Raw genomic sequence first — 14058 nt, 5'->3', positions numbered from 1 at the left:
AAGAGAAAAAGGAAAATGAGGTGAAGCAATGTCCGAAATTGCCATTTTAACCCCAATTGACGCGCTTATACAGGTTTCAAAGGAAGCAGCGAAAAAAACAGGAGAAGATGTCGCGATAAGAAAGGTAAGCTTCCGGAATGCTATTGCAGCTGCTAAAGAATTTGAAAAAGCCGGCACAGAAGTAATCATTAGCAGAGGAACCCTGGGATTAAAGCTCATTGAGTCCGATCTTGGCATACCCGTCGTGCAGATTCCCATAACCGGATATGATCTGCTCCGAACCATCAAAGAAGCGCAAAAGCTCGGACAGAAGATTGGAATAGCCGACACCCGGGATGTTTTGCAGGGGATCCAAACAATTGAATCCGTGCTGGGGTTATCGATTGAAAAGCATTGCGTAATTGTACCTGAGGAAGCTGAAGCAGCTGTCGAGGCTCTCAGCAAAAAAGAGATAGATGTCCTGATTGGGAAAAGTATTTTTACGAACAAAGTCAAAAATAATTCGATAAAAACAGTGATATTAACGTCTGGAGTGGAATCGGTCATCCAGGCCATTCATGAAGCAAGAAGCCTGATTGAAGTAAGGCGCACAGAATTGAAACGAACCAAGGAACTCCAGGCAATTCTTGATTTTATTGCTGATGGTGTAATTGCTGTGGATGAAAAAGGGGTTATTACAGTATGCAATCCTTCCGTTTACAGTATCTTGAACCTGCCTTATGATTCTGTAATCGGTAAGCAGATTGATGATATCCTCGTTAATTCACAAATGAAAAAAGTTCTTTCGACTGGTAAGGAAGAACTGAACCGCATTCAGGATGCCAATGGTGTAAAAGTGGTTGCAAATCGAATACCCATCAGGCACGAGCAAAAGGTGTTTGGAGCTGTCTGTACGTTTCAGGAGGTTCATAGACTTCAGCAGCAGGAGCAGGAAATCCGTAAAAAGCTCCTTCACCGCGGCCATGTCACAAAATACAGTTTAAATAATATTGTCGGGGAAAGTGAGGTGTATCAGAAAGCGATCGAAAAGGTGAAGAAATATTCTCAGGTGGATTCTACTATTCTCCTGACGGGTGAAACAGGTGTGGGAAAAGAGGTATTCGCCCATTTAATCCATAGCTTCAGCAAGCGAACGGAAGGGCCATTCGTTGCAGTGAATTGTGCGGCTATCCCTGAAAACCTGCTGGAAAGCGAATTATTCGGCTACGTCGAAGGAGCCTTTACGGGAGCGAAAAAGGGAGGAAAAACCGGCTTATTTGAATTGGCTCATCAGGGAACCATCTTCCTTGATGAAATTGGCGAACTCGCTGAATCCCTCCAGGCCCAGCTCCTCAGGGTTTTGCAGGAAGGGGAAGTGATGCGGCTAGGGGATGAAAGAGTGATCCCCATTAATATTCGGGTAATCGCTGCCTCGAACCGTGATTTTGAGAAGATGGTCGAAGATGGGAGCTTCCGGGCTGATTTGTATTATCGCCTCAATATTCTTGATATCCCAATTCCGTCCTTGCGTGAAAGGATCCTTGATATTCCATTGTTATGCGATTTTTTCATAAAAGAATTGGAACCGGGCATTCGGAGAAATATTAAGGGCTTCACTGCTGAAGCTATGAAAATTATGCAAAGCTATCATTGGCCGGGTAATATACGCCAGCTCAGGAACATTGTTGAAAGAGCGATGATTCTTTCCCCTGAGAAATTGATTGATTCAGAAACTGTTTTAGCTGCAGGCGGGAAAGACTTTTCCAAATTGCATGTGCTGAAACAACACAGCATTAATGAAGTAGATGAAGAAACGAAGCTTCAAAACTATGAGAAAGAGTATATACTGAACGTGCTGAAGCAGGTAAACGGCAATAAAACAGAAGCCGCAAAGATTCTGGGGATCGGCAGGACGACCCTCTGGCGAAAAATAAATAGTTTGTAAGGAGGAGAAAGAATGAATGAAACAATGACACCGCCTCCGCTGGATGAAAACGTGATATCCCGATTAAGAAATATCTTCGGAGACGACCGGCTATTAACCAATTGCACTGATATGATGACCTACTCCTATGATGCATCCTTTGAAACACAGCTCCGTCCGAAACTGCCTCAAGTGGCCGTTATTGCTCTGTCAACTGAAGAGGTCAGTGAATGTGTCCGGCTGGCCAACGAATTTAAAATACCTTTATACCCGAGAGGGGCAGCCACCGGGCAAACAGGCGGAGCCGTCCCGGTTAAAGGCGGCATTATGCTGGATTTATCGAAAATGAACCGAATCCTGGAGATTGATCACAGGAATATGCAGGCAGTAATTGAGCCGGGAGTCATCCAAAATGATTTAAATGAGGCTTTGAAGTCTTATGGACTAAGATTCCCTCCTGACCCGGGAAGCGCAAATATGTGCACAGTGGGAGGAATGGTTTCCAACAATTCAAGCGGGCTGAGGGCAGTCAAATACGGTGTTACCCGCCATTATGTCCTGGGAATGGAAGTCGTACTGCCCACCGGTGACATCATTGTGACTGGCGGAGCAAAATCGAAGGCGCTTAAATCGGTCTCCGGCTACGACCTTGCCCATTTAATGATTGGTTCAGAAGGCACTCTTGGAATTGTAACGCGCCTTCGTCTGAAATTATTGCCGCTCCCTGTCACACGAGGTATTGTTTTATGCTCATTTGAAAGATTGGAAGATGCGGGAGAGGCGGTTAACGCTGTTTTTTCTTCAGGCCTGCAGCCATCAGCCATCGAAATCATGGACTTCAATTGTACGAAGGCTGTCAACATGATGAAGCCTGAGCTGAATCTTCCCCTGGATAATGAAGCTATTCTTGTTTTTGAAGTGGATGGTGCCAAAGAGGAGGTAACCTCCCAGGTGAACCGGCTCAGGAAGGTAGTCGAAAAATTTACGAATTATATAAAGTTCAGCGATGAGCCGGATGAGTGTGAAAAGCTCTGGCAGGCAAGGAAGCTTGTTGGTGCTGCGGTTGGACTTTTAAAGCCGGGCGGTTTCCGGGTGTATGGCGGCGAAGACATCTGTGTGCCAATTTCGAGACTCCCTGAAACACTCCGGGAGATTCATAATATCGCAGAACGATATGGCATCATCTGCGGAATATACGGTCATGTTGGTGATGGAAATATGCATACCGGACCGGTAGTGAACATGAATAATGAAATTGAAATGGAAAATGTGCAGAAAATGATCGACGATATTCATGAACTGGCAATCAAAATGGAAGGAACGACGACAGCCGAGCATGGAGTTGGAATTGTCCGTGCCAAATATATGGATGTAGAGCATGGTCCTGCCATGGAAGTGATGCGGGCCATTAAAAGGACGCTTGATCCAAATAATATTTTAAATCCAGGCAAGATGGCATTGCCTAACTAGGTTGGAGGTGAATGTAATGAAATTGCTGACGGCGAAGGAATCCATGCAAACATGCGTGCGCTGCGGTGCCTGCCGCAATGTTTGTCCTACCTTAGATATCACAGGCAGGGAAGCTGATGGTCCCAGGGGCAGAGTATTGATGGCAAGAAGTCTGATTGAGGGCAATATCCCCGTAAATCAGGAAATCAAAGATCAGCTTGATCGCTGCCTGCTTTGCTCAGCCTGTGTGGATGCATGCCCTATTGATGTTCAGGTCCCTGATATCGTCATGCTCGCCAAGGAGCGAATAGCAGCAGCGGCTGAAGCACCTGTACAAACAGATATTAAAAAACCTGCATATCCGGTAAGGACTTTTAAAGATTACTTCTTTGACCATGTTCTTGCCAACCAAAAAAGGCTTAATACTGTTGGCAATCTTCTGTGGTTTTATCAAAAAAGCGGGCTTCAGTATATAAGTAGAGGACTGGGCATTTTGAAATTCTTCCCAGAGCAGATGAGGCAAATGGAAAGAATCACGCCTTCCATTTTACCGCCTTCTGGGAGGAAACATCATGCTGAGTTTACTCCGAGGGCTGATGAAGAAAAGGCAGCAAGGGGCCGGGTAGCCTTTTTCCATGGCTGCATCATGGATTTCATGTTCAGAGAAACAAACGATAATTCCATTAAACTGCTGTCGAAGACTGGATTTGATGTGGTAACCCCTAAAGCGCAGATGTGCTGTGGAGCACTCCACCATCATAGCGGAAAAAAAGACAGGGCCATTGAAATGGCCAAAGCGAATATTCAGGCTTTTGAAAAAGCAAATGTGGATTATATTATTACCAATGCCGGAGGATGCGGTGCTGCACTTGCGGAATATGCAGATTTATTCCGGGGGGATCAACATTGGCTGGAGAGGGCTAAAGTATTTTCTGCCAAAATAAGGGATATCAGTGAGATCATATATGAAAAAGGAGAAATGCCTGAAACTGCCGGCAGAGGTGAAAGAGTAACCTATCAGCCTTCCTGCCATCTGCAATATGTAATGAAGGTGAAGGATGCTCCAGCTAAATTGGTGAAGGAAATTCCAAACTCGGAATATGTGGATCTCCCTGAAAAGAAATATTGCTGCGGGTCTGCCGGAATTTATAATTTATTGCAGCCAAAACTTGCGAATGAAATACTGGATAAGAAAATGTCCAGAGTCAAAGAAACTGAATCAGCTGTTCTAATAACAGCCAATCCAGGCTGTTTCCTCCAAATGAAACTGGGGGTTCATCGTGAAGGAATGGAGGATCAGATTGAAACAAAGCATGTTGCCGACTATCTGATGGAGTCAATTGAAAGGGCAGAATCTCCAGGAAAACAATAAAAGTTTCAAATTGAAACAGAAGAGTGGACAATTTGTTTCAAAAGAGAACAAAAATGATTGATAAGTGTATTGGAAGGAATTCAGAATTTAAATTCATTAAAAGTGTGAATGTCCCATTTAATTTGAAACCGCTTACGATTTTGGTTCCCGGTAAAAAAGTTAATCGAGTTATTTGCTTTTCGGCACAAAAATTGCATTGAAGTTTAATGAAACATGACAGAAACAGGGAGGTGACGATCCAGATCGAGGAATAGGTCCATGTCTGATTAAGTAATCTTCATTCTAAGTTGTTTTATAGGGAATAATACGCTTTTAATTTACAGAAATTTAAAACTTTTCTTAATATGGGGGAAAATTAACATGAAATTAAAGAGGATTTCGTTTTTGTCTCTGGCAATTGCATTGGTATTCTTTTTGCAGGCATGTAATTCTTCACCTCAGGGAGCAAGCTCGGAGGAAAAGAAAAGCAGCGGCAATTTTCCCGAGCGGCAGATTGAAATTATTGTTGGCTTTGGCGCGGGCGGCGGGAGTGACAATTTTGCCAGGGCCATTGCAAAAGAACTTAAAGATATTCTTGGTGTAAACATAAATGTTGTGAATATGCCTGGTGCGGCGGGGATTAATTCGGCTGACCATGTGGCAAGGCAGCCGGCTGATGGCTATACCATCTGGTCTGCAACATCCAATCATCCCGTAAATATTGCAGCAGGAGTGGAAAAAAATGATTTGAGCAAATTAACTTCTGTCGGAAGGGTCCAAAATGATACCATGACCCTCCAAGTAAAAAGCGATGGCAAGTTCAAGGATATTGAAGATCTTATCGCAAAGGCAAAGGAAAAACCTGGTGAGATCACAATTGGCGGTACAGGTTCAGCCGGCTTTGATGAACTGGTAGTCAAACAGTTTGAAAAAGCCACTGGAACAAAGTTTAATTATATCTCATTTGAAGGTTCTGGAGAGATGACAGCAGCACTGCTCGGGGGACATATCGATGTCATTGCAGAGGAACCTGGACCATCGATTGCCCAGCTGGAAAGCGGAGATATTAAGATGATGATTGCCTTTACTGAAGAGAAAATGGAAGGTTTTGAGGACGTTCCGATATCAACTGAAATGGGGATAGATGTAACAGACGGCCAGGGCAGAGGCTTCATGGTCCATAAGGATACGCCGCCTGAAATCATTTCAGCGCTTGAAAAAGCCCTTGAGGAAGCGAAAAATCGCCCGGACTATAAAGAGTATGAAAAAGCCAATTACTTGCACCTTCGGGATGGCTGGCTAAATTCAGAAGAGTATAATGCCGAATTTAAAAAGCTAATCGACACTTACGGTTCTCTATTAAAAGAATGATTGAATAGAATTGCCGAAAGGCAGAATATCTGCCTTTTTGCCTCCTGCAAGCTTCATGATAGATTTTCATAGATTTGCTCGATAGGCTGCTGAAGATTTTTGTCGAAGTAAAACTAGTTTTATATAATCTTGAGAGATTTTGTTCAGGTTATTGACTGCCATTCCGACTGGCAGATATGATCGCCCTTGAAGCTGTATCCAGGATACAGCACACAGTATACAGCAACAGGCAGAGATAATTCATTTAAAGGAGGATAGGCAAAGATGGTGCAGGGCCTGAAATTTACGCAGCCGCTTTATCAGCAAATCTATGACATTATAAAAAAATCCATTTTGTCAGGACAATTAAAGCCTGGTGAGAAGGTCAATGTTTCCCATCTGGCGGAAAAATATAATATAAGCCGGACCCCGTTAAGAGAAGCACTGCGCCAGCTGCAAATAGAAGGACTGCTGGTTCAGGATCAGCTGGGGCTATCTATTGTAAAACTGGATGAAACTGATTTTAAGGATTTATATGAAACTCGCATTATGCTGGAACCTCAAATAATGGGACTTGTTTTGAAAGCGATTACAGAAGAGCGGCTGAATTGCATTGAAGAAATTCTTGAAAGAGCTGAAGATGCCTTTTTGGAAGGAAACCATCTACTTTTACTTGAATGGAATGCTAAGTTTCATGATCGGCTCTTGGATGCAAGCCCAAACAGGCGGGCAGTGCACTTGCTTAAGCAAGTACGTTCATTTCTTTTGCTATACCGGGCCAATATCCTAAAAAACAACGAGCATAATAGAGAAATTCTTAAAGAACATAGGCAAATCTTTCATGCTCTTAAAGCCCGGGACGAGATAGCTGTCTACCAATCTGCAGAGAATCATCTGCGCAACGATCTGGAACGCGGAATGAATATGATCTGCGAATAAAAAAAGAGCATCTCCACTCGCCAAAATAGAAATGCTCCATTCTCATGAAAATCGATTTTATTATAACATGCACAGATTATGAATGTATAGAAATGAACAGCTGCCGGTCACATCGGGCTCACTTCTGAGACAATATTTTCAAAATGGGGTGTTCTGAGTGGGACCATTACAAGGAATGAAAGTCCTTGATGCATCGCAAATCATGGCTGGTCCGTATTGCACTATGGTCCTTGCGGATCTCGGTGCGGAAGTCATGAAAGTGGAGAAAGTGAATGGCGGAGACGATTCCCGCCAAATGGGCCCTTATGTAAACGGGGAATCTACCTGCTTTTTTCAGATAAACCGAAATAAAAAAAGCATAGCATTAAACCTTAAAACAAATGAAGGAAAAGAAATTTTCTATCAATTGGCTAAAGAAGCAGATGTTGTTGTTGAAAATTACCGCCCGGGAGTAACAAAATCACTTGGCATTGACTTTGAAAGCCTAAAGAAGATTAATCCTGGGCTAGTCTACTGTTCTATTTCAGGTTATGGCCAGACTGGCCCTTATTCCCATAAGGGCGGGTTCGATCTGGTAGCCCAGGGGATGACAGGGCTTATGAGCATGACCGGAGAAAAAGGAATGCGGCCAATGAAATCAGGCATCGCCGTTTATGATATCGGGGCAGGCATAACTGCAGCCTATTCGATATTGGCAGCTTTTATCCATAAGATGAAGACAGGGGAAGGACAGCATGTGGATATTGCCCTGGCTGAGATCGGGCTTCCATGGTTTACGTGGGAGGCAGGGGCCTATTTTGCTGAAGGAACGATACCGGAAGCAACCGGCTGGAGGCACCGTGTGTCTGCTCCATACCAGGCGGTTAAAACAAAATCGGGTTATATGATGCTTGGATGTGCCAATCAAAGGACATGGGAAAGATTTTGCGAAGATGTTGCCGAAAAGCCTGAATGGCTGACAGATCCGCGCTATAAAACCAATTTATTGAGAAACAAACATGTGAGTGAACTGGAAGAAGATATTGAGGCTGTATTAATGCATCAAGATACCAGACATTGGATTGATCTCTGTGAAAAAGCAGGGGTGCCTGCGGGACCAATCAACAACTTTGCAGAGGCGGTTCAGGATCCGCATTATGAAGCAAGAGGCATGATTCAGGAAGTGGAGCATCCATTAATCGGAAAAATGAAGATGATTGGCATTCCCGCAAAATTTTCAAAAACTCCAGGTGAGGTGAAAATCCCATCTCCTCTCTTCGGACAGGACACGATTGAAGTGTTGAATGGTTTGGGCTATGACGAAGATTCCATAAGAAATTTAACAAAATCAGGAGCTGTGAAGACCTTGGAAGAAAAGCCCATCCTGAATAAAAAATAACAGAAAGGTCGTTAGTGATATGTCTAAGAATCTGGAAGCATTCAGCAGGGAGAAGACGTACAGTGAACCGGTTTATCTTCAGGTTGAAGGAGAAATTGCATTCATATGCTTCAACCGGCCGGATAAAAGGAATGCCCTCAGTTATGAAATCTGGTTGAGGATTCCGCAGCTTATTGAGGAATGCGAAAATGATGCCAATGTAAAAGTAATCATTTTTAAAGGGACTGGATCTGCTGCTTTTTCGGCAGGCGCAGATATCAGCGAATTTAAGACATTAAGGTATACAGCAGAAGGCGCTGAAAAGTATAACAAGGCTACGATGATAGCAGAAAAGTCAATCATGAATGCATCTAAGCCAACGATTGCCATGATACAGGGCTTTTGTGTTGGCGGCGGATGTGAAATTGCGGTTGCCTGTGATTTTAGATTCTCTGATGAACAGGGCAATTTCGGCATTACTCCAGCAAAGCTTGGCCTAGTATACAATACACCGGGAACCAAAAATGTTGTAGATCTTGTCGGCCCGGCGAAAGCCAAGGACATTCTTTACACAGGAAGGCTCCTGGATGCCGGGGAAGCGTATCGGATTGGTCTCATCGATCGGATATATCCTGCAGAAGCCATTAAAGAGGAAACGGTCAGATATGCAGAGTTAATTTGCAGAAATGCTCAGCTGTCAGTCAGGGGTTCAAAAAAAATCATTAATGAAGTGCTTGCCGGGGCCATTGAAGATTCACCTGAAACAGCCGAGCTTGTGATTGAATCGTTTCTTTCAGAGGATTATCGGGAAGGCGTGCGTTCATTTTTGGAAAAACGGAAGCCTGACTTTAAATATTCTTAAGTAGATAGGAAATAAAGTGTGATTAAAATGGCAGGGAGGCTCACAGCCTCCTCCAATTAACTTACTAAATTTTGGGGGGCTAAGAGATGCAGCTGGAACGAAATCTTTCGATTATCATGATAGTCTTTTCGTCTTTTTTTCTGGTTATGTCACTCCAGGTGGAAAATAGGACAGGGAATTTCATTTCTGCAGGAACATGGCCGGCAGCTTTAATGATCCTGATGCTAATTCTATCAGTTATCCTGCTGATGAGGGCTCTAAAGGTGAAAAATGTTGAGAATATAAAGGGAGATGACATTGATTCAGCAGATGCAGATAATGAGGAGCAGCTCGTTCATCCGAAAAAGTTCTTCCTCTTGTTTGCAGTTCTTGCCACCTATATTTTTATTCTTGGCTATGTTGGTTTTATTGCTGCAACGATTCTGGGGATTTTTGTGATGGCGCTTTTGTTCGGTATGAAAAGCTATATTCGGGCTCTGCTGACAGGTATTCTGGCAACTGCCGGTTCTATCGTGCTGTTTCCCATTTTATTGAATCTGCCTTTCCCGCGGGGAACAGGGATTTTTTATTCACTTAGCTTGCTGTTTTATTAATAGCCAACTTTAATAAAAGAGGTGAACTTAATGATAGAAGGACTTTTAGGCGGTTTTGGGAATCTTTTTCAGCCTTTTAATTTTTTCATTCTTATGGTCGGTGTCCTGCTTGGTTTCATTGGAGGAGGGATACCGGGTATAAGCGGAACCATGCTGGTCATTATTCTTCTTCCTGTCAGTTATGCAATGGATCCTGCTGCAGCATTTTTGCTGCTGACCTCCATTTATGCCACATCTGTTTTTTCAGGGTCTATAAGCGCTATTCTGTTTAGAACCCCAGGCACACCTGAAGCGGTAGCAACCGTTTTCGACGGGTATCCCATGGCGAAGAAGGGTGAAGGGGGGAAAGCCCTCGGCATTTCCATCTTCAGTTCCGCCACAGGGGGTGTTTTTGGAACGCTGGTATTAATCTTTTTGACGCCGCTTCTCGCCTCTTTTGCGCTTAGATTTTCGTCCCCGGAGTATTTTGCGCTTGCTCTAATGGGTCTGACGGTAGTAGCTTCCTTGAGTGCAGGCAACCTGGTTAAAGGATTCATTGGTGTTTCCTTCGGTTTGTTTATTGCCACTATTGGCATCGATACAATGACTGGTGTGCCAAGATTTACATTCGGTTCAGGCCAGTTAATGTCGGGTATTGACTTCATTCCTGTTCTGATTGGATTATTCGCTATATCAGAGGTGCTGAGAAGAGTTCAGCAGGTCCACAAGGTGAAGGCAAAGCAAAAAGTGAGTTCCGAACTTCCAAACTGGAATGTCATGAAACGAATTTCTGGCGTCATTGGACGTTCCTCCTTATTAGGTGTATTTATTGGAATCCTTCCGGGAATAGGTGCAACTACTGCAGCCATGCTCAGCTACAGTGAAGCTGCCAGGTGGTCAAAAAGATCAAAGGAATTTGGAACTGGAATTCCAGAAGGGGTAGCTGCACCAGAGTCTGCCAATAATGCAGCAGCAATGGGTGCCATGGTTCCTTTGCTTTCCCTGGGAATTCCGGGAAGCGCCACAACCGCCATACTGCTTGGCGCCTTTATTCTGCATGGAATCCAGCCGGGGCCTTTGATGTTTACAACACAGGGTTCGCTCATTTATACCATCCTGATGGGTCTTCTTGTTGCCAACTTGCTGATTTTAGTCATTGCCAAGCCGTTTATTTCGGTATTCTCTAAAATTTTGCAAGTGCCCTACACAATCATTGGACCACTTATCGTTCTCTTTTGTATTGTTGGCACTTTCGCAGTCAGGAATTCGATTTTTGATGTGGCTATGATGCTGGTATTCGGAATTATCGGCTACTATCTGGAAAATGCCAAATTTCCGCTGGCACCTATCGTGCTTGGCGTTGTGCTCGGTCCCATTGCTGAAGACCAGTTCAGAAGGGCCATGCAGATGTCGAACAATGATATTTCCATCTTCTTCACAAGGCCGATTGCCTTAACCTTCATTGTGTTATCCATCATCAGTATATTGTATCCATTCATTAATAAGTGGATTAAGAAGCGCAAAAACAATGCGAGCGATTCAGATCAAACTGTAGCTTCATAAGAAGGAGGCGTTCCGGAATTGATCTTAGATTTTGAAGGACTGAAGCCAGACGTTCATGAAACCGTCTATTTGGCACCTAACACCTATATCATCGGCAATGTAAAACTGGAGGCTGATGTGTCCGTTTGGTTCAATTCTGTCCTGCGCGGGGACAATGATTCCATCAGAATCGGAAGGGGCACCAATATTCAGGAGGGAACGATGATTCATGTCGATGAAGGTTACCCTGTGAGCATTGGACAGAATGTCACAATCGGCCATAATTGTGTGATTCATGGATGTACCATTGAAGATGGTGCCCTGATCGGCATGGGAGCGATTATACTTAACGGTGCCATCATTAAGAATGGTGCAGTCATTGCGGCAGGAGCAGTAGTAGGGGAAAATAAAGTGATTGAGAAAAACTTCCTTGCAGCAGGTGTTCCTGCGAAAGCCTTAAAGCCGGTGAAGGAGGAACTGCAGGAGCGTATCATAGCAGGGGCAGAATTTTATCAAAAAAACGCTGTAAAGTTTCGCCGGGCTGGTATTGCTTCCGGGATGATTGATGCAGAAAATAAGTAATTTTTAAAAGGATGAGCTGAGACACAGGATTTCCAGCAGGTGCTATGGAAGTCTTTACTGTCTTCAGCTCTATTTAGTTTTAAGGTTTTTGGGCCGTTATAAAAGGATAAGGAGGATATGAATGAGTTATGTGAAGAGCAGCAGTATTATTTCACTGGATGAGATAAGCTGGAAAAGAAACGGAAAGCAGATACTGAACAAAGTTTCATGGCATGTCAGAAAAGGAGAACATTGGGCCTTATTAGGCTTGAATGGATCAGGGAAAACAACGATTCTGAAGATGATTACCGGCTATCTGTGGCCAAATGGCGGGCAAGTTTCAGTATTAGGAAATCTTTATGGCAAGACAAATATACCGGAGCTTAGAAAATCCATCGGCTGGGTTAGCACATCCCTGGACGATAAATTTCAATTCCGTCCATCAGAAACTGCCCTGGAAATTGTCTTGAGCGGGAGATTTGCCTCTATAGGCCTTTATCAAGAAATAACACTGCAGGACCTGGAAAAAGCAAAGGACTTAATGCATCAGTTCAATATTAGCCATGTCCAGGATCAAAACCTCACATCCCTCTCACAGGGTGAAAAACGAAAAGCCATGATTGCAAGAGCCTTAATGGCTTCACCAAGGCTGCTTATTCTCGATGAACCATGCAATGGGCTTGATATCTATTCGCAGGAAGAATTGCTTCGCTCGATTGAGAAAATGGCTGCTCATCAAGATGGTCCCACAATAATTTATGTTACCCATCATATCGAGGAAATTGTTCCTTCGATAACCCATGCCATGCTGCTGAAGAAAGGAAACGTCATTTCACAAGGCAAAAAAAGAGACACGCTGACAGATTCGCTCCTTGAAGAAACATTCCGTGTACCAATAACAGTAGATTGGGAAAATGGGCGTCCTTGGGTACGGGTAAAAGCCGCATCCCAGTTTACCGAGGCTGGACACCGATGAAAACTATTTGCCTGGAAGAATGGCAAACGGTTGATTTTTAGCAAATTGTCCTTCATTATATGAAGATATCTTATACATAAAAATGGAGGAATAGAATTGGTTCGTTTCGGTATAGTAGGCACTAATTGGATTACAGAAAGATTTTTAAAAGCGGCACTGCAGGTTGAAGATTTTCAGCTGACAGCTGTTTATTCACGAACAGAAGAGAAAGCAAAAGAATTTGCAGCCAAGTACGGTGTGGAGAGGACTTTTACTGATTTAAAGACGATGGCCGCAAGCGGCGATATCGACGCGGTCTATATTGCGAGCCCGAATTCCCTGCATGCTGAGCAGTCCATCCTATTTATGAAAAATAATGTTCATGTCTTATGCGAAAAGCCGGTTGCTTCAAATACAAAGGAACTTAAATCTATGATAGCTGCTGCCAGGGAAAACAATGTTCTTCTCATGGAAGCCCTAAAGTCTGCCTTTATGCCTAATTTTTTGGCTGTAAAAGAAAATCTTCATAAAATCGGACAGGTGCGCAGGTATTTTGCAAGCTATTGCCAATACTCTTCACGTTATGATGCATACAGGCAGGGAACTGTGCTGAATGCATTCAATCCGGATTTTTCTAATGGTTCACTAATGGACATCGGGATTTACTGTGTGTATCCGCTTGTAGCTTTATTCGGTAAACCTGTGGAGATTAAAGCAGCAGGCTATGTGCTGGAATCTGGAGTCGACGGGGAAGGAAGCATGGTCCTTAAATACCCTGACATGGATGCGGTCATCATGTACAGTAAAATAACCGATTCCAGTCTGCCTGCAGAAATTCAAGGGGAAGAGGGAAATATCGTTATAGATAGAATAAGTTCACCTGAAAAGGTTGAATTGCATTATCGGAATGGAGAGAGGGAGGACCTCACTCAGGACCAATTAAGTGATTCTATGTATTACGAAACTAAGGAATTCATCCGTTTGGTTCAGGCTGGAAAGACTGAATCTGATATCAACTCCTACGCTAACTCGATGATAACAATGGAGGTTATTGAAGAAGCTCGGAGGCAAATTGGTGTAGTCTACCCGGCAGACCTGAATTAGAACGAAGGATCGGACATTTTATGTTCGGTCCTTTTTAGTTCTTTTTACACCTGAAAAAAAGGGATTTTTTGTAATATAGTCTCTCGAATGGTAATTTTGGATTAATTTTACAC

General features: G+C 43.5%; 12 protein-coding genes. All 12 read left to right on the top strand.

Annotated elements, in window-relative coordinates; genetic code table 11:
* Window positions 1-28 precede the first annotated feature (28 nt).
* The 12 genes from AC0VZ9_RS14130 to AC0VZ9_RS14075 all read left to right on the top strand — a co-directional run bounded on the left by AC0VZ9_RS14130 (window position 29) and on the right by AC0VZ9_RS14075 (window position 13945).
* Entirely contained in the window at window positions 29-1924 is a 1896-nt protein-coding gene (locus AC0VZ9_RS14130) for a sigma 54-interacting transcriptional regulator (RefSeq protein ID WP_192908650.1), read from the top strand.
* A gap of 12 nt (window positions 1925-1936) precedes the next feature.
* Entirely contained in the window at window positions 1937-3373 is a 1437-nt protein-coding gene (locus AC0VZ9_RS14125; RefSeq protein WP_009334396.1) for an FAD-binding oxidoreductase, read from the top strand.
* Between the two features lie 16 nt (window positions 3374-3389).
* A complete protein-coding gene (locus tag AC0VZ9_RS14120) occupies window positions 3390-4724 on the top strand; it encodes a (Fe-S)-binding protein (protein WP_475396356.1) in 1335 nt (444 codons plus the stop codon).
* 360 nt (window positions 4725-5084) lie between these two features.
* On the top strand, window positions 5085-6074 hold the full coding sequence (locus AC0VZ9_RS14115) for a tripartite tricarboxylate transporter substrate binding protein (RefSeq protein WP_009334398.1): 990 nt from the start codon (window positions 5085-5087) through the stop codon (window positions 6072-6074).
* A 264-nt stretch (window positions 6075-6338) separates the two neighbouring features.
* Window positions 6339-6992 carry a GntR family transcriptional regulator gene (locus tag AC0VZ9_RS14110; RefSeq protein WP_009334399.1) on the top strand — a complete coding sequence of 218 codons (654 nt, stop codon included), beginning with the start codon at window positions 6339-6341 and terminating at the stop codon, window positions 6990-6992.
* Between the two features lie 157 nt (window positions 6993-7149).
* Window positions 7150-8370 (top strand): CaiB/BaiF CoA transferase family protein, encoded by a 1221-nt coding sequence (locus AC0VZ9_RS14105; protein WP_009334400.1) that lies wholly within the window; start codon window positions 7150-7152, stop codon window positions 8368-8370.
* Window positions 8371-8389: 19 nt separating this feature from the next.
* Window positions 8390-9211 carry an enoyl-CoA hydratase-related protein gene (locus AC0VZ9_RS14100; protein ID WP_009334401.1) on the top strand — a complete coding sequence of 274 codons (822 nt, stop codon included), beginning with the start codon at window positions 8390-8392 and terminating at the stop codon, window positions 9209-9211.
* Window positions 9212-9297: 86 nt separating this feature from the next.
* Window positions 9298-9804, top strand: a complete 507-nt coding sequence (locus tag AC0VZ9_RS14095) for a tripartite tricarboxylate transporter TctB family protein (protein WP_009334402.1) — start codon at window positions 9298-9300, stop codon at window positions 9802-9804.
* A 30-nt stretch (window positions 9805-9834) separates the two neighbouring features.
* Window positions 9835-11346, top strand: a complete 1512-nt coding sequence (locus AC0VZ9_RS14090) for a tripartite tricarboxylate transporter permease (RefSeq protein WP_475396355.1) — start codon at window positions 9835-9837, stop codon at window positions 11344-11346.
* A gap of 18 nt (window positions 11347-11364) precedes the next feature.
* Window positions 11365-11907, top strand: a complete 543-nt coding sequence (locus tag AC0VZ9_RS14085; protein WP_009334404.1) for a gamma carbonic anhydrase family protein — start codon at window positions 11365-11367, stop codon at window positions 11905-11907.
* A 121-nt stretch (window positions 11908-12028) separates the two neighbouring features.
* Complete coding sequence (locus AC0VZ9_RS14080) at window positions 12029-12862, top strand: ABC transporter ATP-binding protein (RefSeq protein WP_009334405.1); 834 nt, start codon at window positions 12029-12031, stop codon at window positions 12860-12862.
* Window positions 12863-12958: 96 nt separating this feature from the next.
* A complete protein-coding gene (locus tag AC0VZ9_RS14075) occupies window positions 12959-13945 on the top strand; it encodes a Gfo/Idh/MocA family protein (protein ID WP_475396354.1) in 987 nt (328 codons plus the stop codon).
* Window positions 13946-14058 lie beyond the last annotated feature (113 nt).

It is taken from the genome of Cytobacillus sp. QJM3NY_8 (assembly GCF_056173585.1).
The sequence above is the reverse complement of the archived record's forward strand: the minus strand, read 5'-3'. Positions and strand labels throughout refer to the sequence as shown.

Excerpts from the sequence above, each read along its gene's own strand:
- AC0VZ9_RS14130 (WP_192908650.1), top strand. The coding sequence starts at position 29 with ATGTCCGAAATTGCCATTTTAACCCCAATTGACGCGCTTATACAGGTT.
- AC0VZ9_RS14090 (WP_475396355.1), top strand. The coding sequence starts at position 9,835 with ATGATAGAAGGACTTTTAGGCGGTTTTGGGAATCTTTTTCAGCCTTTT.
- AC0VZ9_RS14125 (WP_009334396.1), top strand. The coding sequence starts at position 1,937 with ATGAATGAAACAATGACACCGCCTCCGCTGGATGAAAACGTGATATCC.
- AC0VZ9_RS14095 (WP_009334402.1), top strand. The coding sequence starts at position 9,298 with ATGCAGCTGGAACGAAATCTTTCGATTATCATGATAGTCTTTTCGTCT.
- AC0VZ9_RS14100 (WP_009334401.1), top strand. The coding sequence starts at position 8,390 with ATGTCTAAGAATCTGGAAGCATTCAGCAGGGAGAAGACGTACAGTGAA.
- AC0VZ9_RS14110 (WP_009334399.1), top strand. The coding sequence starts at position 6,339 with ATGGTGCAGGGCCTGAAATTTACGCAGCCGCTTTATCAGCAAATCTAT.
- AC0VZ9_RS14080 (WP_009334405.1), top strand. The coding sequence starts at position 12,029 with ATGAGTTATGTGAAGAGCAGCAGTATTATTTCACTGGATGAGATAAGC.
- AC0VZ9_RS14115 (WP_009334398.1), top strand. The coding sequence starts at position 5,085 with ATGAAATTAAAGAGGATTTCGTTTTTGTCTCTGGCAATTGCATTGGTA.
- AC0VZ9_RS14120 (WP_475396356.1), top strand. The coding sequence starts at position 3,390 with ATGAAATTGCTGACGGCGAAGGAATCCATGCAAACATGCGTGCGCTGC.